Source organism: Pseudoalteromonas sp. T1lg122 (assembly GCF_002964825.1).
GTDB classification, from domain to species: Bacteria; Pseudomonadota; Gammaproteobacteria; order Enterobacterales; family Alteromonadaceae; genus Pseudoalteromonas; species Pseudoalteromonas gelatinilytica.
Genome location: NZ_PQCG01000023.1, coordinates 1 through 25101 on the forward strand (window position 1 = coordinate 1; position 25101 = coordinate 25101).

The window sequence follows — 25101 nt, forward strand, 5'->3', positions numbered from 1 at the left end:
CCTGTACTAATTACCCGTGAGGCTTAACCATACAACGCCAAACGCGTTTTATGACAGCGTAACAGACAGAAGTTAAGAAACTAAAGTAGACATTTACTTGATATCAGAATTCCAAATTTATTAATTTGCTCAAAAGAGCGAATTAAAACCAAATTTGCTTGGTGACAATAGCGTTTTGGACCCACCTGACCCCATGCCGAACTCAGTAGTGAAACGAAACAGCGCCGATGATAGTGTGGCATTTGCCATGTGAAAGTAGGACATCGCCAGGCTCCAAATTAAAGAAAGCCCGATTCGAAAGAGTCGGGCTTTTTTGCGTTTTAGCTGTCAGCTTTCAGCCATCAGCCAGGTAGGTTGGGTAGAGCGCAGCGAAACCCAACGTCAGTTAGCGAGTGGCTAGTTAGCAAGGGTAAAGTTGAACTGTAGGGGGGTTGTTAAGTACAGAGTCACCCTCACTAACAACCCCATGTAGGAGGCACTTCAGTGCCGAATAGACAAGAGATATCAGACGTCAGATATTAGAGGTCAGTTGAGCTGTGGGGTTGTTTAGTACAGAGTCACCCTCAGCAACAAACCCCGTAGGAGGCACTTCAGTGCCGAATAGACAGGAGACATCAGACGTCAGATAGTAGATGTCAGTTGATCTGTGGGGTTGTTTAGTAAAGAGTCACCCTCAGCATCAAACCCCGTAGGAGGTACTTCAGTGCCGAATCTAGACCATAACAAACACATTCACGGCTAAAGCCATTCCTACAAGTAAACTTTACCTAGAACCTAGAGTAGAGGAAGACTCAGCACCAAACACCTCTACCGCGCGGCTGATCGCTGACGGCTGAAAGCTGATAGCTCTGTGATGTGTTGGGTTTCGCTGCGCTCTACCCAACCTACGCCAGACCTTAAAACTTTCCCCTCGCTAACTTTACTCTCGCTAACTTATGTAACCTACCACCCAATTTACCCTTTGTTGCAATTTTAATCTTGGTTTAGCACTTGAGCTATGTAAAACTATTTGCGTTTTTAAACCACAATCAGGTGACATGAATGTCTCAAATAAAAGCTTGGAAACTTATTAGCCTGTTTTGTTTGGTAAGCTTGCTTATGGGCTGTGAGTCGAAAGAAGAGCAGCTGAAACAAACAATACAACAATCCATAGAAAAAGCTGAAGTTGAATTAAATCAACTTGGTACAGCGCTTGATAATGGCTCTTTGCGTAATGCGACGATACTTAAACAATACGGACAAGTGCTTGCTGAGCAGCAGCCGCAACTTTCTGAGATCGCGCGAGTAATTAGTCTTGATGCTACTCGTGAAGGGGCTATTTATTCAGGTCTTACACAACGCTTAGCTGAGGTTAAGTCTACTTATCTAATACCCCCTTATGAAGATACCCTTCATCAACTTGATCTTATTCGTGATGCTGCCAAACCGTCTTTATTTCAGGATGCGCTGACAGATCCTATCAATATGCTTGCCGATATGTCGCAAGGCTCACTAGCGCGGGTTGGTGCAATTAGTGAAGCTGCTGAAGGTGAAAGTGTTGGTAACCAGTTAGTTGGTAACCCTAACTATGGGCAATGGCAAACAAATAGCAGCGGTACCAGTTTTTGGGTTTGGTACGGTATGTATCGCATGTTGGGCGATGTATTCGACCGAGTTGAATATGGTCGCTGGAGCCGTCATAGAAAGTATAGCTATTACAATGACTATGGCCGTTATCGTTATTCAAGCCCAAAACAGATTAAAGCACAACAAACGGTAGAGACGCGTACTCGACAGTCTTATCAACGCCAAGGTAAACAATTCACTAGTCCGTATGCCACTAAGCGCAGTGGTGCATCTGGATTAAGCCGTAGCAGCTATACGCCGCCACGCACACGCAGTAGCTATGCTTCTAGCAGTAGTTACAGTAAAAGCTCTGGGTCATTACGCAACAGCTCGAGCAGAACATCACGTGGCATTAGCCGCGGTAAGTAGTGAAAAGAATAACCACCGGAGTTACAACACATGTATGAATTTAATGGAATAACAACTTGGTCGTTGCAAGCTTTAGCAATCGACTTTGCAATCATTATCGCTTTATTTGTCAGCCTAAAATTTATCAAAGGCTGGGTATCTAACTTACACGCTAATGATGAAATAACTGAGCGTGATAATTTTGCTTTTGGTATTAGCTTTGCGGCAGGACTTGTGGCATTGGCTATTGTTCTAAGTGGCGTGAGCAGCGGCTCATTTGCACCAACCTTGCAACAAGAAGCATTACAAATGCTTGGATATGGTGTGATGGCGATTGTACTTATTAAGCTAGGTCATTTCTTCCAAGACAAGGTAGCGCTTCGTAAAGTGAGTCTGCACGACGAAATCGTTAAAGGTAATGCGACTGCTGCATTGATTGATTTTGGTCATGTAGTAAGTGTGGCTATCGTTATTCGCTCAGCTTTATTTTGGGTGGCAACTGAAGGTTGGCATGGTATTCCAATTGTGATCGCAGCTTTTGCGATTGGCAGCATTGCGATGCTACTGATCAGTCAATATCGCGTGCAGTTATTCAAACGTACTAATCGCAGTGGCGATTGTTTACAACAAGCGGTTATTGACGGCAACTTAGCTGTGGGTATTCGTTACGCTGGCTTTTTAGTGGGCAGTGCATTGGCATTAACTGCTGCATCAGGTATTGCTCCTTATGCTGCTGACAACATTGTAGCTAGTTTAGGTTACTGGGCATTAAGTGCAGCTGTGAGTTTGGTGGCTTTCATTTTACTACACTTAGTGACTATCAAAATCATCCTATCTGGTTGTGATATTTCAGACGAAGTGAACCGCCAGAAGAACGTGGGTGTAGCTGCTATCTCTGCAGCAATCTCATTTGCGATTGGGTCGACTATGGCAACCTTGTTAGGTGCCTAATTAAGTGTCTACTACAACAAGCGCCCCAAGTAGAGCTCATCTACTTGGGCATGATTTCCTATTAATAACTGTTATGGCCGTACTCGCTGGGTGCGGCCTTATTTATGAATACCTGCTATCTCATTATGCTGGTCGTGTATTAGGCTCGGTCGAGAGTGCCATATATGCCATGATTGGCACCATGATTGTCGCTATGGGTATCGGTGCCTTTTTAGCGCGATGGTTTAAAGATGCGTTTACTGCCTTTGCTTGGCTTGAGAGCATAATTGCTTTGGTCGGCATGGGCTGTATTTTAGCGATAGCGAGTGTAATCGCTGTCAGTTATTCATTGCCGCATATCTTCTCCGAAATATTTAACCTGCCTGCAGATACGGTACTTAATGGTTACGTGTTTGAAAGGCTGCAAGAATGGTCTCGTTTTTTACCTTATGTGTTTGGTCTATTACTTGGGCTATTAATTGGTATGGAGATCCCGTTAATTGCGCGTATTCGCCAGCAAGTCTATGGGCGCTTTTTAGAGAACAATGCGGGCACCATTTACGGGGCTGATTATATCGGTGCCGGTATAGGTGCTGCGATTTGGGTGAGCATTATGCTCGCGATGCCAATTATGCAAGCAGCAGCGTGGACAGCGTTATTTAATATTATTGCCGGCCTCGTATTTTTATGGCGCTATCATCAACACGTTCGCTTCGCTAAGTTACTGTTAGTTTGCCATGTACTGTTGTTGGTGTTTTTTGCGTTTGTGCTCGTGCTTGGCACTAACTGGATGAAAAATCTAAGCAATGTTTTATACAAAGATAAAGTCATCTACTCGCAAGCAACTAAGTATCAGCATTTGGTGTTAACTGAGCGTTTGAGTCGCAATCAGCCCAATGCAATTACTGATCTTTACCTCAATGGTCGTTTACAGTTCTCAAGTGTGGATGAGCAAATTTATCATTCAATGCTTGTCTATCCTGCTATGTTGGCCTCAAATCGCCATGACCGCGTGTTGATCATCGGTGGCGGTGACGGGCTTGCATTACGTGATGTTTTGAAGTGGCCAGTAGAGCATGTCACTCTGGTTGACTTAGATGGTCAGCTGTTAAACTTATTTGGTAATGATGTTGGCGACTATGATGCGCCAGAGAAAATCAGAACACGTTTAACAGCGCTAAATAAACATTCTATGAGCGACCCTCGTGCTGATATTCGCATTGCAGATGCCTTTTTAGAGGTCGAAGCAATGCTGGCAAAAGGCGAGCGCTTTGACACTATTTTAATTGACCTACCAGACCCTAATCACCCTGATCTCAATAAGATGTACAGTGACTATTTTTACAATCATGTACGTCAGTTATTGGCACCTGACGGGGCTGTGGCTGTGCAATCAACATCCCCTTATCATGCGAAGAAAGCATTTTTGAGTATTGCTAAAACAATGAAAGCTGCGGGTTTTGGTTATGTTGAGCAATACCAACAAAATATTCCTTCGTTTGGTCAATGGGGTTGGACAATCGCGACTACCGCTGGCAAATCAGCAAGTCAGCGAATTCGTGAAACTAACGAATTACCCGTGCCATCTCGTTGGGTAAGCAAAGAATATTTATTGGCTTCTTTTGTGTTTCCGAATCATTTTTTTGAACAAGTAAACACGATTGAAGTCAATAGATTAGGTTCTGGAACCTTATATGATTATTACCGCCAAGCGTGGCAAGTTGAAACCGAATTGTACAAAAATTGATATTTTATAGTTGACATAATATGTCGGCTATGCAAATCTTAACTCAGACATAATATGTCAAAACGTAAAAAGGTGAGACATGGAATTAAATGAACTATCAATCAAACTGGCTTCTTTTGAAACAGAAGGTGTGAGCTTTGAGTCTTTCTTGATTGCCAACGAAGGTGAGCAAGATGTGTTACAAGTTATCGTCGATGGGAATGATGAGTTACCTATCTTTGTTACTCAAACAGAAGAGCAATTACTGTGTATTAGCTACCTGTTTGCTGAAGACGAAGTACAAGCAGATATGCGTAATGAGTTAAACGAAACGTTACTACGTTTAAATGTACCAATCCCATTAAGCGCATTTGCAAAAATTGATGATAAATACGCTATTTTTGGCGCGTTATCGGTTAATTCATCGTTTGATGATATTACCCATGAGTTGGTAACACTGGCAGACAATGCGATTGATGCACTTGAAGCCGTGACCATTTATTTAAACGATTAATTAGCAATTTCTGGAGTTAAGATTATGAGTATTTTAAAGAAACTATTTACAGCTGTACGTGGTGGCGCTCGTGAAGCAGGACAAGCAATTGTTGATGCAAACGGTATCCGTATCTTTGAACAAGAAATTGCTGATGCACAAAATGCCCTACAACGTGCTAAGAAAAGCCTGACTGAAGTAATGGCAAAAGAGATGCAAACGAAGCGTAAAATTAGCGCACTAGATGCATCAATTGCTGAACATGAAGCGTATGCAGGCCAAGCACTTGAAAAAGGTAACGAAGCTCTTGCATTAGAAATCGCAGAAAAAATCGGTGATTTTGAAGCTGAAAAAGCAGAGAACGAAGAAGTGTTAGCTGGTTTTAGTAACCACATTGTGCAACTAAAGCAGCAAGTTAAAGAAGCTGAAAAGTCGATTAAAGAAAACCAACGTCAATTAACAATGGTTAAAACGACTGAAAGTGTGCAGCAAGCAACAATGGCTGTAAACAGCACGCTAAATACGAATAGCTCATCAATGACATCAGCACGTGAGTCTCTAGAGCGTATTAAGCAGCGTCAGCAAGACCGCCAAGACCAGTTAGGTGCGGCTAAGCAATTAGAAGCTGACACTAACGGCGATGATTTAAAAGCGAAAATGGCTGAAGCGGGTATTGGTGATACGAGCCCGAAAAGCGCGGATATTTTGGCGCGTATTAAAGCAAAGCAAAATAGCTAATCTGTTAGCGGAAAAACAAAAGGTAACCCACGCACTGGGTTACCTTTTTTGCTTCAACAAGGAGTCAGCCAATGTTTAACTTTTTCAAATCTAAAAAAGCCCCAGAGCGTCAGCTTACTGATCCAAGCCAATTACTTGTTGGTGATATGCTAACAGTGATTGATTCGTTCGCTTACCCAAGCTGGTTAAAAGGACAGACACTGCGTGTTATTGATGTGCAAACGTATCAGTATCAGCGTAGTGCAGAGTATGAGTTGGTACTCGAAAGCGAATCTGGCCAAGTGGTGTTTTTGCAAATTGAGTCAGATGACGGTGAACAGTGGGCAAACTTTGCGATCAAAATTCAACGCGATGATGTTGATGAGATTTTTACCCTTGATGAGTTTGCTCGTATTTTTGATGAAGACGAATTAACGGCAATTAATGTACAAAATAGTCCAGAGCGTTTTAGTCACTTTTTAGCATCGAGCTATAAACAATCAGAAGCACCTTATGTGTGTTATTTCCATAATAAGGACTACCGTAATAAGCCTTTACCTCGATATGAAGATGAAGGTGGTGAGCCGTGTGAAATGATCTGTTTAAGCTCTGACGATGAATCGCATAGTCTAAATATTGAGATCTGGGAAGGCGGTGAGACAGAAGTATCACTGACGTTAACTAGACCAATTAGCGATATTGTTGACTTATTTCCTGGGGATGCCAAGTGAGTGATGCAAAAGCCAAATGGCAGCGTCAGGAGCAAGCTGTTAGAGCCACACAAATGGCATTTGATTTAAGCTCTGAAGTGCAAAAATCAATTAAAAAGCAAGCCATTGACCAAGAGCTTACGCCATCAGATATGATCCGTAAGATTTTGGAGCTCGACGTTAAGTCGAAAAAAACCAGACAACGCTTATCGTTTAACTTAAATGATGAAGAGATTGCCTTATTGGCTGAGCGGTTTGGTGTTGCTGCTGATGATAAACGTGCTGTGAAACAGCGAGTGGCAGAATTACTCATTGCACACAGCAAAAAAAGCTAGGGTTTTGCCTTTACTTCTTTAAGCCCTTACACTGAGACTAGTTGTTTTAAAGAAGTGGCATGACTGTGGATATTATTTTACTTGCGTATTTAGTTATTTTTGCATTATTTGGCACTGCAGCAAGTTACTTTGTTCGCTACATTTATGCTTATTGGGTGCATAATACAATGCAAGTAAAGTACATTTATAAGGCCGGGATTTGTATCATCAGCGTGGTGATAGTATCCGGCCTTATTGCATTGTTTACTTAATTTCGATTGCTTGGCACTGTTGTGAAATACACAGCGATTGTACAGGCAGAACTGGTGAGCAATCGTTAACGGTTAATGCTTGATCAGATGACTTTTCAGCCGCTGTAATTCGCTCTGCAAGTTGCTCTGCTTGCTCTTGTGTGTTGTTCAACGTTGAATAAACCACATAGCGACTTGGGCCACCACATGCCCGCTCACCAACTTCTAACACCTTACATTGAAAACTCGCAGTACAGCTATTATTGCTAACGATATCGTTCAGCTGATCATTTAAATCACCTAGATCAACGCGCGCAGAGCTACCCGACGTTGTTGTTTCGCAACCGCTTAAAGCAATGCTTGCTAACACAGTTGTGGTGATGAAAAGTTTCTTGAAAGTCGATGAACGAACCATTATTGCTTATTCCTTAGTATACACTTGCCGCTGAGCCTTCGATTCTAACACAAGTATTCTCAGAACACTGCGCACCTGGTGCGGTTAGATGCTGACAAATACTCATCATGTCGTTTGCTGCGTTAAATTGCTTTTCAAGGGCGGTAATATCTTTTGCAAGTTTTTCAACCTCAGCCGTGTCAGCTGTTTTGGTTGAATAAACAATGAAGCTACTTGGGCCGCCACAAGCACGACTACCAACAGGTAATACTTTACATTGGCTGCTGTTGTCACAGCTTGGATCATCGATTAATTGTTTAAGTTGCTCATGGGCAGAGCTAATAGTGGCTTTATCTGGGGCTGCTTTGGTCACTTCCTCAGCGTTTTTTATTTCAACGGCTTTTGGTGCCTCGACAAGTTTATTGCTGGTTGCCGTTGATTCGGCTTGCTCATTAGTTGCAGCGTCCGAGCACGCAGTTAATAACACAGGAAATAAAATTGCCAATAGTGGATAGCGCATAACATACCTAAAAATCGTTGAATAAGTACTCACTATCATACACATTGCTCAAAGTGGAGCAATAAAAACGTTAGCTTTCAGTAAGTAGCTCTGTATTCACAGAGCTACAATAAGATAAAAGTTTTACAGCTATCTGCAATAAATAGGTATTACAAACCACCTTGGGTTAGTTTGGCTGGGTTCAGTAACTCGCTCAGTTCTTCGCGCGAAATATCCGTATGCTCAGCAGCAACATCAATAATAGGTCGACCTTCTTGATAAGCTAATTTGGCAATTTTTGCAGCTTTGCTATAGCCGATCACCGGATTTAGTGCAGTAACCAGAATTGGGTTTTTAGCGAGCGCTTTATCAACATTGCTTTGGTTTACTTTAAAGCTGGCAATCGCTTTATCTGCCAGTGCTTCACTGCTATTCGCCAGCAGTTCGATACTTTGCAAAATGTTTAAGGCAATCACAGGTAGCATTACATTAAGCTCAAAGTTACCCGCTTGACCAGCCACTGTAATGGTAGCGTCATTGCCAATTACTTGTGCGCTGACCATCGCTGCCGCTTCAGGGATCACAGGGTTTACTTTACCCGGCATAATTGATGAACCTGGCTGTAGAGCTTCAAGTTCAATTTCACCAAGACCTGCAAGTGGGCCTGAGTTCATCCAGCGTAAGTCATTGGCTATTTTCATTTGTGCGACAGCAAGTACCTTTAGCTGACCTGACAGCGCAACAATGGCATCTTGTGAACCGATGTTATAAAAGAAGTTTTTGCTTGGGCTAAAGCGAATACCCACATTCTCACTCAAGTGTTGGCAAAACTCACCGGCAAACGCTGGATCGGCATTAATACCTGTACCAACTGCTGTGCCACCTTGTGCAAGTTCACAAACTCGCTCAAGAGCTTGGCGAATACCAGCCATTGCATGATCCACTTGTAACTGCCATGCCGCCAGTGTTTGTGCAAAACTCACGGGCATTGCATCCATTAAATGAGTGCGACCGGTTTTAACAATATGGCCTACTTCGGCTTGTTTGCTTTGTAGGCTTTGACTGAGTTTATCGAGTTTAGGAAACAGCTCATAAATGATGTTAATAGCGCTACTTACAGCAATCGCAGTGGGGATCACATCATTTGAGCTTTGCCCCATGTTCACATCATCGTTGGGGTGAATGGTTTCCCCTGCAAATTGGCTCGCCAGCGTTGCAATGACTTCATTGGCATTCATATTTGAGCTAGTGCCAGAGCCTGTTTGAAATACATCAACCGGAAACTCTGAAAAATGTTTACCGTCGATGACCTCTTGGCATGCTTGCTCAATGGCTTTGGCTTTACCTTGGCTCAAATGGCCTAAAGCAGCATTACTTTGAGCGGCAGCTTGCTTAATGTAGGCGAGGGCGGTGATAAATTGCTTAGGCATGGCTAAGCCACTAATTTGAAAATTGTTGATAGCGCGTTGCGTTTGAGCTTGATACAAAGCATTCGCAGGGACTTGTAGCTCACCCATGCTATCTGATTCGGTTCTAAATTGGCTCATAAACACTCCTAAATCGGGTTAAATTCTTGGCTGAGAAGGCACGCTTCTCGCTCCAAACTGAAATACTTTTCAATACAGTTATGAGTTTTGTAGTAACGCTTTAGCGCAAGTTGCGGTTTATAAAGCTGAGCCAAACATTGTTTACGAATTGCATTATGCACTAATGAATCACACATCTTTTCAAGTAGTTCATGAAAGGTGCGTCTTAGATACAGCTCTTGCAAAATAAAGTTGTGATGCTTTTCGTAATAGCGTGCAATGTTTAAACCCGCTTCAACATAGTTCGCAACAAGTGCAGGGGCATGTAGCCCAGGTCTTTGGCAAACACATTTCATTTGCCGCTGATAATGGAGCATAGCATTGTGAGAGTGCATAGAAAAACCGATTAACTGTAATGATAATTGTTATCATTACAGTTAATCGGTTTTAGTGCAAGTCTTATGTAATGAAGCTAAGACTGAATGGATTAACTGTGTGTGATTAATTGTAGCCGAGAATAAAAATCTGGTCTGTTTCATGTTTTTTCGGCGCCTGTACATTTTCTTTGTTACATTGAGAAAGAAGATCGATCACGGTTGCTCTGTCGTCACAACTTGTTAAGGCGGCTTTTTCGCTTTCAGCACGTTCGCTGGCTGCAAGTGCTGCATCTACAGCGGTGTAGGGTGAGATATACATAATATTGCTCCTATTGGTTAACTCACTTAGGAAATAGCATAAGCTGTACCAATATTTATCAATAAATTTAACTTGTTGAAAATAATGGTTTTATATTTTTAACTAATAAATTCACCGCGACTTTATTATTTATTTTTGCTTTACTGTTGTGCACTAATTACCAAACATGGTGCACTAATTTGTATGGATAAACCCTTCTCTCAAGCCTGTGAAAACAACAAATTACCTATTTTAAACGTATTAGAAGCGTTCTTTTCTGATGTGACGGATGTATTAGAAGTCGGCTCAGGTACTGGGCAACATAGTGTGCATTTTGCAACGCATTTAGCACATTTGCAGTGGCATTGTAGTGATCGCGAGGTTAATCACCCGGGGATTTTACAATGGCATCAAGAAGCTGCATTAACTAACTTGCATGCGCCACTGACACTCGACCTTAATGATCCTTGGCCGGTTGAAACAGTGAATGCAATTTTCACTGCGAATACAATGCACATTATTAGCTGGCCACTGGTGGAGCGCTTTTTCCAAGGTGTAGCAAAGCATTTAGCGCCAAAAGGAAAATTGTGTATTTATGGACCATTTAAATACCAAGGTAAGTATACCAGTGCCAGTAATGCAGAATTCGATGCTTTTTTAAAACAGCAAGATGCACATAGTGCAATCCGTGATTTTGAAGCGATTTGCCAACTTGCAGAGCAAGCTGGCTTAACCTTTGTTGAAGATGTGCAAATGCCAGCGAATAACCAATTATTGCTGTTTAAAAGGCAGTAAGCTTTCGCATTGGGCTTTATAGAGCGCCATATGTTGGCGTTCTCTAGTAATAAAATCGCTAATGGCAGCTGCAAACTCAGTGTGCTGAATATGATGCAATGAATAGGTATTTACGGGCTTAAAACCGCGGCTTATTTTATGCTCACCTTGCGCGCCAGAATGGAACTGCTTAAGTTTATTGGTAATGCAGTACTCAATGCCTTGGTAATAGCAAAGCTCAAAGTGCAAACTATCAAGCTCATAATTTGTTCCCCAGTATCGACCATATAAACAGTTCTGATCTTTAAAACTGAGTGTGGCGGCAATCACTTCTCCTTGATACTTAGCGAACATTAATACCAGTTTGTCGGCCATGCTTTGCTGTAATAACTCAAAAAAGGCGGTATTCAAATAACCATTGTGGCCTGAGCGCTTCAAATAGGTTTGGCGGTAAAAATGACTAAATTTCTGCATATGCTGTTTGTTGATGTCAGCGCCTTCGAGCCATTCTATGGTTATCTGTTGTTCAGCTATTTTAGCGCGTTCTTTTTTGAGCGATTTACGTTTTCTTGCGGTGAGTGAAGCTAAAAAGTCCTCAAAGTCATTATAGCCTTCATTAAACCACTGAAACTGCACGCCATGACGTTGCATTACGGTGTCGCTAGTTAATACTGTCGCTTGTTGCTGGTGGCAAAAATTTATATGCCAACCTGACCAGTCTAATTGCGCTGCCGTTGCTGTGAGTATGTGCTGAATATACGCATAGACTTCAGCGGGTTTATTGTGATTTATACTAATTCGTTGCCCTGCAATAGGTGTGAAGGGTACGCCACACAGCCATTTAGGGTAATACTCTAGGCCATGTTGTTGATAGGCTTCAGCCCAAGCCCAGTCAAATACATATTCACCATAAGAGTGGTGTTTTAAATACCCGGGTAGTAGGGCTATGACTTGTTCTTGCTGGTAAATTGCTAGGTGCATGGGTTGCCAGCCCGACTCTTCACTCACACAGCCTGCTTGTTCTAAAGCAGCTAAAAAAGCGTGTTCTGTTAAGGGCGTATCATCAAAAAATGATTGCCAAAGGGCTGCATCAATCTCGCTTATTTGATTAAACCAGCGGTGGCTAAACTCACTCATTGTGCAGCCGATTCAATATCTTTGATGAAACCGTTGATATGCATAGCAAGCTTATCGAAATAAGGATTAAACGTGAGTCGTGCAAAGGGCTTGTGCGCTTGTAAATTTTCGGCTGTGCGCTCACCCATCACAACGTCTTTTTGGTATTTGCAGGCTGTATAAAGCGTGTCGTCATCTAAGTAGCTTCCGCAATTGCGATACAAAGCTTTACGACCGTAGTAAGGGTTGCTGGGTTTATTAACAATACCAATGTGTGACATCCCTTTGATTTTTTTACAGTCATCGGTGTCGCAGTCATCACGAATTATTTGGTAATCAGCTGGAAAGCTAGCTGGGATGTTTTTGTCATCCCCATAGTATACAAGGCGATCAAGCTGATTATTCTTGCGCGTTTTTGGGTCGTGCAGCTTAGTTAAAATCTTAAAGGTTGCTTGGTTATCTATTGTGGTGTCAATATCACTAAAGGTACTAAATATCGCTACATTAGGCAGTTGGCGATGACGTAGTTCATCAAGGCTAATACGGCTCATTGCTTCGTGACTAGCTGAGGCAGCACTAAATGGAAACGACTCATACTTGGCAAAATCAAGGTCCGCATCTTTATCAATCCAATTCACAAATGGAATCGCATCGACCCATTTCGCCAGCCAACCGTTTTTATTGTGTGGCTCGCTTGCGGGTGAAAACAACATAGCAGCCGTAATTTTATTATCGACCGGGCCTTGAGTTAAGTAATCAATAACCAGTGCAGCACCGGTTGAGTAGCCCCCTAATATCACCTGATCAAAGTCTTTTAATGTGCGCTCAATAGCATATACGCTAGCCTTTTGCCAATCATCGGCATCGATGTCTCTAAGTGCTGCAGGAGCAGTACCATGCCCAGGTAGTAAAATTGTTCGCACCGTATAACCTTGCTGATAATACACCTGTGCAAGGTCGTGATAGGTAAAGGGTGAATCGGTTAAACCGTGGATCAAGAGCACGGCTTTACGGCTGTTGGCGTGTTTAAGTTCAAATGGGCTTATTAAATCAGCAACAGTCGCGTTAGCTGGTCGAGCGCCTTGTGCAACAAGCTGCTGATAGGTGTCGGTGTAAACAGGGCATGGCAAACTAGCACGCGGATTTTCGCTACTAATTTGCAGGTACGCAGCGGTTAAATAGTCACTAAATGCTTGCTCGACATTATAGCTAAAGGTGCTATGGCTGCGTGGTAATGGCTCTCTAAATAGCCCTTCGCGCTTACTTTTCATCATTAGTGCTTGGTCTTCAAGCTGAGTAAGGCAGGTTTGTTGCTGTGCCATTAATGGGCTGCTAAATAGTCCACTGATGGCCCAAGAAAGAGCAACTAAGTTGATGAATTTCATATTTTAAGCATCCTTTTAAAGCCTGTTTTTAGCTTATCGAGTTATGTTTTATTTGCAAGCAAGCTGCGTCAAGCGAGCGGTAAATGACGCTTAGTGAACGCTTGTTTTAAAACCACCGTCGACTCGATGTTAGCAATACAATCAATACTACCTAATTTATGTTTCACAAAGCTTTCATAGCTTTCTAAATCAGCGGCAATAATCTTGAGTAGATAATCATAACTGCCTGAAATAACAGAGCACTCAAGCACATGTTCAAGCTTCTCAACCTGCTGCTCAAATTGCTCAGCAGCGGCAACAGAGTTTTGGTTTAAGCGAACAAAGGCATACACAGACACATTTAAATCAACGGCTTTAGGATTGATGGCAGCATGATAACCGCTGATCACATTTGCTGATTCGAGCTTTTTAATGCGGCGAAGGCAAGGGGTATCTGACAGGCTAACAGACTGGGCCAGCTCCGAGACAGAAGTTCTTGCATTGTCTTGTAGAGCATTAAGTAGTTGTTGGTCTTTTTTGTCTAATTTCATTTTAATTTGAGTGATTTTCACTAATCTAGGTGGATTCTAGTCTATATTTTGGCGATTAGCACTCATTGAACTCTGTTAACATTATCGCAATATAATTATTTTGGAGTGAGCCTGTGACTGAGAACACCAAGGCATTTGATAGCTGGCTTCGCACCCGTTTTGTTGAAATCAACAGCGAATTAGAAAAACTATATTGGCAACAAGACGATAAAGCGAATGTAGAGGGTGTCGGTGAGCACCTTAAACGTCAATTAGAGCAAGAGGGTAATGAGCATATTTGTGCTTTACTGGCTGAGGGCAATACCGATGAAGGCTTTGATAACGCCTTCGATTTATTAGGTAATGTTGGTTTGTATATGGCGGCATGCCGTCGACATGAAATCACTGAGCCTTCTCGTGAAACAAGCTCACCGCTTGTTGAAGCCTCTGCGTTGGCAATGCACATCGGTGCATCTATTGGTGTAACCCCGCGATTTGCAACGGCGCATTTAACCACCCACAATAAAGCGGTTGATGGTTTGTATAAGCGCTTTACTGACCTTGAAGATGAGAAAATCTTTGTCGATTACAACACCAAGGGCATTTTAGCGTATAAGCGCGCGGCAGATGCTTTATTAAAAATTCAGCCGTTAGGGATATCGCACCCTATCACGGCTGATTTACTGGCAGTAGCAAAACAAGCGCTGCTTGATGTGATTGATTCGAATAATGCGCTATATAACAAGCTCGACACAGACCGTTTTTTCTATTGTGTACGTCCGTATTACAAGCCGTACCGAGTAGGTAAAGAGGTATATCGAGGTGCGAATGCCGGTGATTTTGCGGGCATTAATGTCATCGATTTATTACTTGGTCTTTGCTTTGCTAATGAACCTAGTTACTCGCAAATGCTGGTGGATAAATTCTTGTATATGATGCCTGAAGATCAGCAGATCCTGCGTGAGAGCATGCGTATGACAAGTATTATGGATGACTTCTTAGCGGCAGAAGCTGAGCGCGATAGTGAATGGTTACAAACTAACTTAAAGCTGTTCATTCAAGTGTGTAAACTGCATGGTGATACTGCCATTGGCCATCATAATCAATTGGTCAGTAAATATATTGCGCAGCCTTCACAGCAAATGCAGCAACAACATATGGATAAAGTCACAGCCAGTGGGCCGCCTTTGCATGTGTTACTAAACTCACTAGAGCAGTTGCGTGATCGCCGTGCGGCAGCAAAGCGGGATGATATTCGCACTCGTTTCGATGACTTAACTAAGTTAAAACAGTGGATTAAGTAATGAACAAAAACGATTTTGTAATTCCACAAGGCAGCTATTTGCTTAACCACTCTGTTGGGCGACCATTAAAATCTGCTGAGCAGCATTTTCATCAGCAGTTTTTTGCCGCTTGGCAAAATGAAAATAAAGAACCATGGCAACAGTGGCTGCAAGGTGTCGAGGCATTTACGAGTAGTCTCGCTAAATTATTTAACTCGCACAGTGAGCTATTTTGCCCACAAGTTAACTTATCGAGTGGTTTAACTAAGCTTTTGATGTCGCACCCGCGACTTCAACAAGAAAATTGCAAAGTGTTGATGGCAGAAAGTGATTTTCCAAGCATGGGTTTTGCAATGCAAAAAGCCCTACCTGAAAGTGCTGAAATCGTGTTTATTGATAAGCATGAAGACTTAGCCGATGCGCAGGTTTGGCAGTCATATTTAGCGAATAATGATATTGATTTAGTCTTTATTAGCCATGTTTATTCAAACACGGGTCAGCAAGCGCCTATTCATGAAATTATAAATATCGCGAAACAACACAACACATTGAGCTTACTTGATGTTGCGCAGTCTGCAGGTATTTTAGAGGTCGACTTAACTAAGCTAGATGCCGACTTTATGTTGGGCTCGAGTGTCAAATGGCTATGTGGTGGACCGGGTGCTGCTTATTTATGGGTTAACAGCAAGCAGCTATCACTTTGTCAGCCACAAGATGTTGGCTGGTTTTCTCATCAAAATCCGTTTGAGTTTGATATTAAGCACTTTGCTTATCATCAAACCGCGTTGCGCTTTTGGGGTGGCACACCCTCAGTTGCACCTTATATTTTGGCTTCGCATAGTATTAATTACTTTGCTGATCTTGGTATTGAGAAAGTACGCGCTCATAACTTAGCAATGCTCGCGCAGTTTCATGATCAATTAGCTGATTATATGCGTTCACCAATACAGGCTGACAAATGTTCTGGAACGGCCATTATGCATTTTGGCGAGCAACAAGCCGCTGTCAAAGCTGCGCTTATTGCAGCGAATATTGCGGTTGATGAACGTCACTTAGGTTTAAGAGTTTCAGCTCATATTTATAATGATCAGCAGGATATTGATAAATTTATCAAGACTGTGAAAAGCGCTTTAAATTAAGTGCTTGTCGGGCCTTTGCTTTGACGGAACGCCAGTGCGTCATTGGTTTTTCGGGGACCAGCGCTAAAATTTGCTCAAAGTCGATGTCATCAATACTAACTTCGTTACTGTGGGCAAACATAATTCGTTTTGGTTGCAGCGCTTTTAGCATCAACAAAGAGTTTAAATACAGCTTTGGGTAAAAAACAGGAAAGGGTGGCACAAGCTGCCCTTTTACTTTGACCAATAAATCAGCAATGTAAATTCGCTCGCTAGGAATATGATACAGACTAATATCTCGGTCTGTATGACCTGGGCTATGCAGTGCTTGCCAATCGTCAAAGCCCGGTAGGGTTGCATCTGTGGCAAGGTAATAATCTGCATCTAAATGGCGGCTGTACCAAAGATTGTGGCGTTTTTTATTTAACCTACCGGCGACCCACCAAGCCAAAGCGATATCGGTTAAATGCATTAAAAAACCATCAATGCCTCTATACCATTGCCCAGGGGCGTTCGACGTAGCTATTTTGCCACCGCTTAACTTTCTTAATGCATGCGCTCCACCGGCATGATCGGGGTGCATATGGGTGACTACTATCAGTTTTAAGTCTGTGATGGGGCGCTTGAGTTGCTCGGTAATATAGTCAAATACAGTATTCACATCAGCACGGCAACACCCATCAAGCAGCATCAATTTATCTGGATATTCAACCAAATAGATATTTTGAATATAACCTTCGAGCGTGTGAATTTGCAAAACGATTGATCCCTAAACTTAATCAGCAAACCAGTTATATCATGTCTGACCAGTTTTAGTAAGCTAGACTAATTGGGCTGGCTGTTTTGCTCAGTTAGCTGTTTCTTGCCTTCTTCTAACTGTGCTACCTGTTTTTCGAGGATGGTGATTTGGCTTTTATAATAAGCGTTAATACGCTCACTTTGTTTGCTGATAGCATCTTCAATAGAAGGCGCACCTAACCTGTTTGCGGCATCTTGCGTCATATTATTGAGTTTATCGATGCGTTCACTTTGTTGTTTTTGTAGTTCTTTGATTTCTAACTGAAGGCGGTCTATTTCGCGATCGGCTTTTTGAATTTTTAAATAATCCTCAACACTTAAGTCCGCTGGCTTTTGTGGATTTGGCGGCTGCTCTGTGGCTGGGGGTTGGTTAGTTGCTGGTGGCGGTGCAATTTTCACGATTACTGCGTCTTTACCACAAGGCTGCTCTGTAAAGGTGGCAACCCCGTCAATCATGCACTTATAAATAGTGGCCTGACTGTTGGCGCTGGCAAATAGGGCAAGAGTAAAAAATGCAAAACGAAACATAGCATCACTTTGTGTAGCAAATAGATACATAGCATGCATGAAATATAATGAAGTGTGCAAGGTTTCGGGCATAAAAAAACCGCTTAAAAGCGGTTTTTAATAATAAAATGGTGGAGAAGGAGGGATTCGAACCCTCGATAGAGCTACAAACCCTATACTCCCTTAGCAGGGGAGCGCCTTCGGCCACTCGGCCACCTCTCCAGCGCATAATTCTGATTGTAATTTGCTGAAATAAATCAACAAATAAAAATAAGTGGTGGAGAGATAGGGATTTGAACCCTAGAGGGGCTACAAACCCCTGCCGGTTTTCAAGACCGGTGCATTCGACCACTCTGCCATCTCTCCACATCGTGATGCGAGAATAATACTTAGCTGAATCGGCTGTGTAAATAGGAAAAAGTTTGTTTGCTTGTTTTTTGAGCGTAAAGAGGGTGTTTTTTGTAAAAAGGTTTAATTATTTGCTGTTTTTAACTTAAAAGAAGGGGGTTGGGGCAGTAAACGGAGGAGCTAAAGAAGGATCTTCGTTAGTGGTTGGGTGTTTACTGCACCGATAAAGTAACCATGGTTGGGGATTACTTGTGTTGTACTGCGCCGCCAAGAGCTAACTTTTTGCCGTAGCGATTTAGTTTTGCCAACATTTTTGCTTTGCGGTTTGTTGGTTTTACGGCAACATGAGCTGCAGCGTTTTGGTTTAATGTATTAATTGGGTTCATTACTTTGCTCCGGGTTGTGTTTGGTTGAAAACGTGAGTATTTTGCAACCAAACTGGACAAAAATAAAACGATAAAAATTGAGTCTGTCGGATAACTTTTTCTAATCTGAAAGCCTTTTATTAACATGGGGTTAAGTTTTTAAATACACATTGCTCTGCATGCTTATGCAATTGCATTTGCGTTGAAGTGTAAGTAAATAAAGGTTTTTAGCTTTTGGTGTTTTTATTTATGCGTTTTTAGAGTGAGAAAGTGATTAATTATTCAGATTAATATAATTTGAACGAGCGTGGTGTTTTTGCCATGCAAGAAAAGAAGTAACCGTTGATGTTGATAATAATAAAGCCAAGTGACAAAAAAAATCATAAAAACAGTGTTGATTGGCTACTAAAAGAATGTAAAAAAAGACAGATTGAGCCTGAATTGTATTTAACCACAGGCAAGTTTGAGAATGATTGCGCTGATATTGCGCTTTTGGCTAAAAACCAGACTCAAGTTGTGGTGATTGGTGGTGATGGGACGCTGCATTTAGCCGTTAATGCATTAATGACGAGTCGCTGTTCTATCGCGTTAATTCCAGCAGGCACAGGAAATGATTTTGCTCGTGGCTTTGCGTGTAAACAACAGGCTTGGTATGACGCTGTTTTTAATAGCCGTACAGAATTAATCGATGTTGGACAAATCAATCAACGCTATTTTATTAATGTGGCGGGAATAGGTTTTGACGCTGAAGTCGTGACTAAACTAAATAAAGCCGGAAGTTTTAGCTCGTTTGGCTACACTTGGCAGGGCATCAAACAGCTATTTTCATTTCGGGCACGATCACTTCAGGGTGAGTTTAATGGTAAAGCACTCAACTACAGTAATTTAGCGACGATTTTTGCTAATCATCATTACTTTGGTGGTGGCTTAAAGATTGCCCCTCGGGCAAAGTTAAATGATGGTCAGCTTGATTGCTACTGCATGCCAGCTGGCGGTTTATTGAAAAACCTGCTCAGCTTTTTGTATTTACTGCTCGTAAAGCATCATAGTTTGCACGCGCTGGAATATACCCGTTTAACGACTGCCGAGATCACCACGAAAGGACTGGCTATAGAAGCCGATGGTGAGCTCGTTGGTTTTACTCCGGCTAAAGTTAAGATTCACAAACAAGCACTTCGTTTTCATGTGCCATAAAAAAGCGCCGGCAAAATTTGCCAGCGCTTGGTGTTAGAGGCGACATAGTCACTTCTAACTGGGGATGGAGCTTTTTTGCTGTAGGTTACGTGCAGCAAAAAATGCTTTAATTTGTCGAGTTGGAGTTAGCACGATAGCATTTCCGAATAACACCAAGCTAAATCCCATAAAGGTATTCGCTTGCCATTCGAATCCTTCAAATAAGGTGCTTAAAACCACTGCAACCAGCGGGAACAATACGATTACATAGCTTGCTCGCTCAGGGCCGATATTTTTAAGTAGCGCGAAGTAACAAGCAAATGCGATTACGGTACCAAATACTGCTAAATAGAAGAGCGATACCCAATAACTGGTTGGGGCATTCAATGTCAGCTCAACGTCGCTTACTAAAACATAAGCAGCTAGCCCTAAAGCGCTGTACAACATGCCCCAGGCATTGCCCTGAAGTACGCCAATATTACGCTGAGAGTTTCGAACGCTGACCATATTTCCCAATGAAGCCACAAAGGTCCCAGACAGCGCAAGTAGTAACCCGACCAACGCACCATTACTCAAGTCGAATTGCTGAATTTGTGGCCAAAACAAGCTGGCAATACCCATTACGCCAAGTAGTGCGCCAAAGTAAATTCGTTTTGCAATTGGCTTGGCGAAGAACAAGCGGGTGTTAATAATGTTCATTAATAGCAACATCGAAAAGGCAATTGAGGCCATTGCTGAGGTGAGATAGTTCTGCGCCCAATACAGCACTAAATAATTTAAACCAAAGTTAAATAAAGCCAATAATGCAAAAAATCCGTGATCACGCAGTGAATATTGCATAGGGAGTTTTTTTACCAGCACAAAGGCCCACATTAAAATGGCTGCAATGGCAAAGCGATAAAATAAAGAGACCTCAACAGCGACATCACCCAGTTGAAACTCAATAGCTAGCCAAGTCGATCCCCAGATCAATACTGTAGCAAGGTAGAGAGCGGCGCTTTTCATAGTTAGTACCTAAAAATTGAAAGTATGTTCATTTTAGTTCGCTTCTGTATACTTAACATATACAGAAAACTAGAAATGCAACCTATACAGTTTGGTGGGCTATGTCACAAGTTATCAGTCGTAGTAACAGTGAGTTCTTATATCAACAAGTTATTCAGCTAGTTAGAGATCTTTGCTTGCAAGGCTCGTTATTACCAGGTGAAAAATTACCTTCACTCAGAAAAATGGCAGACAAGCTCAACATTAGTATTCCGACGGTAAAACAAGCTTATCAATTACTTGAAGGACAGGGGCTAATTGAAGCCAGAGAAAAGTCAGGTTACTTTTTAAAGTCTTCACAATTAAATCAGTCGCGGCCAAAGCGAGTCAGGCTGAGTCGAGAACCTACCACAGTCAACAAACAAGGCTTAATAGAACAAGTATATAGTGCTATCCACAAAGCTAATGTGGTGCCATTTGGTATTGCCAATCCTGTGGCTGCTGCACCGACAGATAAAGCATTGGCAAGAACCATGCGTCGGGTAATGACACTCGCTGGGGCATCGGCAATTAATTACGGTCCGATGGATGGCTTTGCACCACTTAAAAAACAACTCATTCATCGTTATTTAGACTTCGGCATTGGGGTTGATAGCGATGAATTAGTGATCACCAATGGCGCTCAAGAGGCGTTGGCGATAGCCCTTAAGTGTGTCGCTAAACCCGGAGATGTTATTGCTATCGAGTCGCCTTGCTATTTTGGCATTATCGAATTAATCGAAAGCTTAGGCTTAAAGGCACTGGAAATACCGCTGTGTCCTGATGAAGGAATATGGCTAGATGATTTGGCTCAAGCACTCGATGAGCATGATATAAAAGCCTGTGTATTTTCTACCTCATTAAATAACCCGGTTGGCAGCTTTATGCCTGATGCCAAGCGTGAACAATTGGTGGCACTTTTGGAGCAGCGCGACGTGGTGCTTATTGAGGATGATGTTTATGGCGACTTACATTTTACAGCCAAGCGTGCGACGCCTGCACAGGCCTATTCAAAAAAGGGCTTAGTGATCACCTGCGCGTCGTTTTCAAAAACAGCTGCCCCCAGTTACCGCATAGGTTGGATCATTGCCGGTAAGTTTGCAGAACAAGCAAGACGGCATAAACGCGCGCTTAGTTGCTCTGCGCCACTTATAAACCAGTGGACCTTGTATGAGTTTATAGCCAGCGGAGAGTACGACCGTAACATTCGTTTGCTTAGACAGCGCTTAAGCACCAACAAAGAGCGCATGATTTGGTGCCTGCAGCAATATATGCCAAATTGTGCGCGTATTAGTAACCCGCAAGGGGGCTGTGTTATCTGGGTTGACCTTGGTAGCCAATATGATGCGGTAAAGTTATTCCATTTGGCACTAGAGGCGGGGATCAGCATTACACCAGGGTTGATATTCTCAGCGGGTAAAAAGTACCGTAGCTGTTTTCGTTTAAGTTATGGCTTGCCTTGGTCTGAAAACTTAGAGCAGGCGATTAAAACGTTATCGCAACTGACTGTGTTGGCCAAAAAATAAAAAAGCGCAGAGCAAGCTCTGCGCGAAAGGACCAAGTTTTTGGTTCAGGGATGTTAATTCGTCAATTACTCTGCGTTCTGTTTGAAAGTAAATAGTTGGTACTCTCTTAGCTCTGGTACTAGCGCCACTAACTCTTGTTCTTTGTGAGCGATATCTGCAAAGCTGCCGCATAATGCATCTGCGCGCTCTTCCAGTTGAGCTGCCTGTGTTTCTACACGCGCTTCGATTTGTGCGCCCATGTTTTCCATACGTTGTTCAAATTCATCCATGTCGCCACCTGAGCCTAAAAGCTCAGAACCTAGCGCCACTAAAATACTGCCCATTGATTGCATCATGGCTGACTCGACTGCTGATTCGATTTGCTCATCAAATTGGTCTTCAAAGTTTTGGCCAAATTTTTCGAAATTTTGCTGACCCATGGTGAACGCACCTTGCTGATAGAAAGCGTTTTGCACTTCTACGCTGATATCGTCCATTAATTCTGAAATGTCGTTTAGGCCGTCAATATTGAAGGCTTTTGACACCTCTTCTATTGCTACGCCTGCGATTTTTACGCCATCAAGTGCAATATTTGCTACTTCAGGAAGTTGGCTGCGTAAGCTGTCTGAGTAATCTGCAATTGCTTGCTGTTGTGAAGCATCAAGCGATACGCTTTGACCATCGATATACAAAGTGTGCTGATCGATGATTTTCATTGTGCGATTATCGGCTGTGTATACTTCTAACTCGCTAGGTGTGATGCGTACATCATTTTTAAATTCAACATCACATTGCTCACCGCTGAATGAAATATTTGTATCATTATCGTTATGAGCCATTGCGCTGGTAGCGATAAATAAAGAACTTACTAACAATAACTTTTTCATTTTTTTCTTTCCTGTTTGAAATGACACAAACACATAATCAATTAAGATGCCAAAGTTAATAATTTCATATATTTCAAATTGTTGTGTTATTTTGGCTGTTTTTACTAAAGTGATAAAAATAAAGTTTTAACCACTTTTTAGTCAAATTAACTAAAAAATACACGAGCATAAATGTGTTTTATCGAAACGATAAAAAACTCTCACTTTTCAGAAATCGAATTTAGCGCTATTTATTCACAATATTGACATATGGCCTATTTAGCATGGGTATATGGCTTTATTTTGGTGGTTTTTTAGATACTAAATTACTACTGAGCTTTTTAATCTTTGCCAATTCATCGAGCAAATTTTAATCTCCTGAATTGGTCTCAAACACTTTATGGAGTGGGTTGTGGGTAAGACATTTAGTTATGACGCGCTAGATGACGATTTTGTTGAAGACGAGTACGAAATGGTCGGGCGTAATCAACACGACAAGAAAAAGCAACGCGTTAAGAAGAAGTTGGAAGACTATCTTGAACAAAAACGCTTGCGTAGAAACTTAGGCGATGACGACTTTGACGAGTACTTGAACGACTAAGCATAAATTTAGATAAAGAGGCAATTTGCCTCTTTATTGCTTTAAGACATTGCTACTTGCTAAGTGCAGTAACAATGTCTGACTCGAGCTGCTCAGGTTTTGTTAGTGGCGCATATCGCTTAATGGCTTTGCCGTCTTTACCAATTAAAAACTTGGTGAAGTTCCATTTTATTTTGCGGGTAATAAAGCCCGGCAACTCTGATTTTAGGTATCTAAAGACAGGGTGAGCGTGTTCGCCATTCACATCGACTTTGCTCATCATTAAAAAGCTAACGCCATAGTTAATAAGGCAGCCTTCTTTAATTTCCTTCGCATCCCCAGGCTCTTGTTTACCAAATTGGTTACAAGGAAAGCCAATTATTACTAAGCCTTGCTCATGATATTTTTCATGCAGTGCTTGTAAGCCTTCATATTGTGGAGTGAAGCCACATTTACTTGCAGTGTTCACAACAAGTACGACCTTGTTTTCAAAATCAGAAAAGTCAACGGTTTGGCCTTGCAGGCTGGTAGCAGAGAGTTGGTGAAATTCGCTCATAGTGATAACTTTTTATTATTGTTGCAGTGATTCTAACGTGCTTGGCATTTTTCTAAAAGGGTAAATTTTAATCAGCAAATGCATTGGTTAAGTGTTCTATTAGTAAACGTACACGAAACGGTAATAGATCTTTTCTTGGGTAGACTAACCAAGATGCATTATCACCAACCTGAAACTCATCCAGAATACTAACCAATTGGCCATTTTTTAAGTAAGGCTCCACAATATCTAACGCTAAGTGGGCGATGCCAACTCCAGCTACAGCAGCATTTAAAATTGCCTGTGGGTGGTTACTGCGCCAATTACCATCAATACGAACTTCTTTGATTTCTTCGTCAATATTAAATCGCCAACGTTTTCGCATGGTGATTAAGCAATTATGTTCAGCCAGATCGTAAGGTGTTTTGAGGGGAGTGTGGTTGGCTAAATATTCTGGGCTAGCAACAAGTGTCATAGCACGCTTACATAACGGGCGGGCAATTAAGTTCGAGTCTTGCATCCTGCCAAAGCGGATAGCTAAGTCAAAGCCTTCTTCAACTAAATTGACGTTGCGGCTATTAAAGTCGAGATCGACTTCTACCTCAGGATAACGCTTTACGAACTCAGCCACTTTCGGTGCAACTTGGTTTGCCACAAACTCGCCTGCTCCTGTGATGCGAATTAGCCCTTTGGGTTGACGTTGTTCACCTTGTAATTGATTGTTTGCATCGATTAACTCTTGGCGAATTGCTTTTAATTTTACTGCGTATTCACGGCCTGCATCGGTAAGACTTATTTTGCGAGTGGTGCGTTGAAATAACACCGAGCCTAAACGGTTTTCAAGTTGTTGTATTTGCCGGCTAATATGTGAAGTTGATACTTCCATAGCCTTTGCTGCATGAGTAAAGCTGCCGTGCTCAACAACATATAAAAATTCCTCTAAGCCTTGCCACATTATCTTGTACCCTAGAATGCCTCAGTAAATTAATAGCAGTTTAGGCTGTTTATTGTTGCATGTCTGCAAAAGT

At 42.1% G+C, this 25101-nt stretch carries 29 protein-coding genes, 2 tRNA genes and 1 rRNA gene; 15 read left to right on the forward strand and 17 right to left on the reverse strand.

The features are described 5' to 3' along the window. The first annotated feature begins 157 nt into the window (after positions 1-157). The 9 genes from rrf (at position 158) to C2M33_RS10190 (ending at position 7115) form a co-directional block, all read left to right on the forward strand. Positions 158-272: ribosomal RNA gene (gene rrf, locus C2M33_RS10150) — 5S ribosomal RNA — on the forward strand. 769 nt (positions 273-1041) lie between these two features. Next, positions 1042-1974, forward strand: coding sequence for a hypothetical protein (locus C2M33_RS10155; protein ID WP_063700561.1), 933 nt, complete (start codon positions 1042-1044; stop codon positions 1972-1974). A 30-nt stretch (positions 1975-2004) separates the two neighbouring features. After that, a complete protein-coding gene (locus tag C2M33_RS10160) occupies positions 2005-2904 on the forward strand; it encodes a DUF350 domain-containing protein (RefSeq protein WP_062566277.1) in 900 nt (299 codons plus the stop codon). Between the two features lie 73 nt (positions 2905-2977). Beyond that, entirely contained in the window at positions 2978-4630 is a 1653-nt protein-coding gene (locus C2M33_RS10165) for a polyamine aminopropyltransferase (protein WP_420820056.1), read from the forward strand. Positions 4631-4709: 79 nt separating this feature from the next. Beyond that, complete coding sequence (locus tag C2M33_RS10170) at positions 4710-5123, forward strand: YjfI family protein (protein ID WP_063700564.1); 414 nt, start codon at positions 4710-4712, stop codon at positions 5121-5123. 24 nt (positions 5124-5147) lie between these two features. Beyond that, complete coding sequence (locus C2M33_RS10175) at positions 5148-5840, forward strand: PspA/IM30 family protein (protein WP_063700567.1); 693 nt, start codon at positions 5148-5150, stop codon at positions 5838-5840. A 71-nt stretch (positions 5841-5911) separates the two neighbouring features. After that, a complete protein-coding gene (locus C2M33_RS10180) occupies positions 5912-6550 on the forward strand; it encodes a hypothetical protein (protein WP_055199258.1) in 639 nt (212 codons plus the stop codon). Further along, positions 6547-6864 (forward strand): hypothetical protein, encoded by a 318-nt coding sequence (locus tag C2M33_RS10185; RefSeq protein WP_063700569.1) that lies wholly within the window; start codon positions 6547-6549, stop codon positions 6862-6864. The genes C2M33_RS10180 and C2M33_RS10185 overlap by 4 nt, the downstream gene beginning before the upstream one ends. Positions 6865-6929: 65 nt before the next feature. Further along, entirely contained in the window at positions 6930-7115 is a 186-nt protein-coding gene (locus C2M33_RS10190) for a hypothetical protein (protein WP_054554683.1), read from the forward strand. On the opposite strand, the gene C2M33_RS10195 is transcribed toward C2M33_RS10190, so the two are convergent. The 5 genes from C2M33_RS10195 to C2M33_RS10215 all read right to left on the reverse strand — a co-directional run bounded on the left by C2M33_RS10195 (position 7108) and on the right by C2M33_RS10215 (position 10209). Continuing rightward, on the reverse strand, positions 7108-7509 hold the full coding sequence (locus C2M33_RS10195; RefSeq protein ID WP_058585357.1) for a hypothetical protein: 402 nt from the start codon (positions 7507-7509) through the stop codon (positions 7108-7110). The two genes, C2M33_RS10190 and C2M33_RS10195, sit on opposite strands and share 8 nt — an antisense overlap. Positions 7510-7522: 13 nt before the next feature. After that, a complete protein-coding gene (locus tag C2M33_RS10200; protein ID WP_054554607.1) occupies positions 7523-8008 on the reverse strand; it encodes a hypothetical protein in 486 nt (161 codons plus the stop codon). Between the two features lie 149 nt (positions 8009-8157). Continuing rightward, positions 8158-9534 carry a class II fumarate hydratase gene (locus C2M33_RS10205; RefSeq protein ID WP_105174393.1) on the reverse strand — a complete coding sequence of 459 codons (1377 nt, stop codon included), beginning with the start codon at positions 9532-9534 and terminating at the stop codon, positions 8158-8160. Positions 9535-9542: 8 nt separating this feature from the next. Continuing rightward, a complete protein-coding gene (locus C2M33_RS10210; RefSeq protein ID WP_054554609.1) occupies positions 9543-9908 on the reverse strand; it encodes a hypothetical protein in 366 nt (121 codons plus the stop codon). Positions 9909-10014: 106 nt separating this feature from the next. Beyond that, positions 10015-10209, reverse strand: coding sequence for a hypothetical protein (locus C2M33_RS10215; protein ID WP_054554610.1), 195 nt, complete (start codon positions 10207-10209; stop codon positions 10015-10017). Between the two features lie 183 nt (positions 10210-10392). On the opposite strand from C2M33_RS10215, the gene C2M33_RS10220 reads away from it, so the two are divergent. After that, complete coding sequence (locus tag C2M33_RS10220; protein WP_105174394.1) at positions 10393-10983, forward strand: DUF938 domain-containing protein; 591 nt, start codon at positions 10393-10395, stop codon at positions 10981-10983. Here C2M33_RS10220 and C2M33_RS10225 read toward each other — a convergent pair. The 3 genes from C2M33_RS10225 to C2M33_RS10235 all read right to left on the reverse strand — a co-directional run bounded on the left by C2M33_RS10225 (position 10960) and on the right by C2M33_RS10235 (position 13993). Further along, positions 10960-12099: a GNAT family N-acetyltransferase gene (locus C2M33_RS10225; protein ID WP_105174395.1), complete on the reverse strand. Its 1140-nt coding sequence runs from the start codon at positions 12097-12099 to the stop codon at positions 10960-10962. The two genes, C2M33_RS10220 and C2M33_RS10225, sit on opposite strands and share 24 nt — an antisense overlap. Continuing rightward, positions 12096-13463 (reverse strand): alpha/beta hydrolase, encoded by a 1368-nt coding sequence (locus C2M33_RS10230; protein ID WP_105174396.1) that lies wholly within the window; start codon positions 13461-13463, stop codon positions 12096-12098. Before C2M33_RS10230 ends, C2M33_RS10225 begins: the two co-directional genes overlap by 4 nt. Before the next feature lie 68 nt (positions 13464-13531). Beyond that, positions 13532-13993, reverse strand: coding sequence for an Lrp/AsnC family transcriptional regulator (locus C2M33_RS10235; protein ID WP_105174397.1), 462 nt, complete (start codon positions 13991-13993; stop codon positions 13532-13534). Positions 13994-14106: 113 nt separating this feature from the next. Here C2M33_RS10235 and C2M33_RS10240 point away from each other — a divergent pair, with 113 nt between their 5' ends. Together C2M33_RS10240 and C2M33_RS10245 are read left to right on the forward strand one after the other, a co-directional pair. Continuing rightward, positions 14107-15276, forward strand: coding sequence for a PrnB family protein (locus C2M33_RS10240; protein WP_105174398.1), 1170 nt, complete (start codon positions 14107-14109; stop codon positions 15274-15276). Next, the gene (locus C2M33_RS10245; RefSeq protein ID WP_105174399.1) at positions 15276-16394 is read left to right on the forward strand and encodes an aminotransferase class V-fold PLP-dependent enzyme; all 1119 of its coding nucleotides are present in this window, start codon (positions 15276-15278) and stop codon (positions 16392-16394) included. Before C2M33_RS10240 ends, C2M33_RS10245 begins: the two co-directional genes overlap by 1 nt. Here the strand turns inward: C2M33_RS10245 and C2M33_RS10250 are convergent. The 5 genes from C2M33_RS10250 to C2M33_RS21200 form a co-directional block, all read right to left on the reverse strand. Further along, positions 16366-17130 carry an MBL fold metallo-hydrolase gene (locus C2M33_RS10250; RefSeq protein WP_105174400.1) on the reverse strand — a complete coding sequence of 255 codons (765 nt, stop codon included), beginning with the start codon at positions 17128-17130 and terminating at the stop codon, positions 16366-16368. The genes C2M33_RS10245 and C2M33_RS10250 overlap by 29 nt on opposite strands. Before the next feature lie 68 nt (positions 17131-17198). Then, complete coding sequence (locus tag C2M33_RS10255; protein WP_158685581.1) at positions 17199-17699, reverse strand: DUF4124 domain-containing protein; 501 nt, start codon at positions 17697-17699, stop codon at positions 17199-17201. A gap of 108 nt (positions 17700-17807) precedes the next feature. Beyond that, positions 17808-17900 (reverse strand) — tRNA-Ser (locus C2M33_RS10260). A 53-nt stretch (positions 17901-17953) separates the two neighbouring features. Next, positions 17954-18044, reverse strand: a tRNA-Ser gene (locus C2M33_RS10265). A gap of 227 nt (positions 18045-18271) precedes the next feature. After that, a complete protein-coding gene (locus C2M33_RS21200) occupies positions 18272-18412 on the reverse strand; it encodes a hypothetical protein (protein WP_167350231.1) in 141 nt (46 codons plus the stop codon). 324 nt (positions 18413-18736) lie between these two features. Here C2M33_RS21200 and C2M33_RS10275 point away from each other — a divergent pair, with 324 nt between their 5' ends. Then, positions 18737-19585 carry a diacylglycerol/lipid kinase family protein gene (locus C2M33_RS10275; RefSeq protein ID WP_105174403.1) on the forward strand — a complete coding sequence of 283 codons (849 nt, stop codon included), beginning with the start codon at positions 18737-18739 and terminating at the stop codon, positions 19583-19585. Positions 19586-19639: 54 nt separating this feature from the next. On the opposite strand, the gene C2M33_RS10280 is transcribed toward C2M33_RS10275, so the two are convergent. Then, on the reverse strand, positions 19640-20569 hold the full coding sequence (locus C2M33_RS10280; protein ID WP_063700595.1) for a DMT family transporter: 930 nt from the start codon (positions 20567-20569) through the stop codon (positions 19640-19642). 101 nt (positions 20570-20670) lie between these two features. Between C2M33_RS10280 and C2M33_RS10285 the strand changes: the two genes are divergently transcribed. Continuing rightward, complete coding sequence (locus C2M33_RS10285) at positions 20671-22113, forward strand: aminotransferase-like domain-containing protein (RefSeq protein WP_063700597.1); 1443 nt, start codon at positions 20671-20673, stop codon at positions 22111-22113. Positions 22114-22178: 65 nt separating this feature from the next. Here the strand turns inward: C2M33_RS10285 and C2M33_RS10290 are convergent, their stop codons facing one another. After that, the gene (locus tag C2M33_RS10290; RefSeq protein WP_063700707.1) at positions 22179-22979 is read right to left on the reverse strand and encodes a YggN family protein; all 801 of its coding nucleotides are present in this window, start codon (positions 22977-22979) and stop codon (positions 22179-22181) included. Positions 22980-23370: 391 nt separating this feature from the next. Here C2M33_RS10290 and C2M33_RS10295 point away from each other — a divergent pair, with 391 nt between their 5' ends. Further along, a complete protein-coding gene (locus tag C2M33_RS10295; RefSeq protein ID WP_082389337.1) occupies positions 23371-23559 on the forward strand; it encodes a PA3496 family putative envelope integrity protein in 189 nt (62 codons plus the stop codon). A gap of 52 nt (positions 23560-23611) precedes the next feature. On the opposite strand, the gene C2M33_RS10300 is transcribed toward C2M33_RS10295, so the two are convergent. Both C2M33_RS10300 and C2M33_RS10305 read right to left on the reverse strand, forming a co-directional pair. Further along, positions 23612-24094, reverse strand: coding sequence for a glutathione peroxidase (locus tag C2M33_RS10300; protein ID WP_105174404.1), 483 nt, complete (start codon positions 24092-24094; stop codon positions 23612-23614). A gap of 67 nt (positions 24095-24161) precedes the next feature. Further along, a complete protein-coding gene (locus C2M33_RS10305; RefSeq protein WP_063700602.1) occupies positions 24162-25028 on the reverse strand; it encodes a LysR family transcriptional regulator in 867 nt (288 codons plus the stop codon). Positions 25029-25101 lie beyond the last annotated feature (73 nt).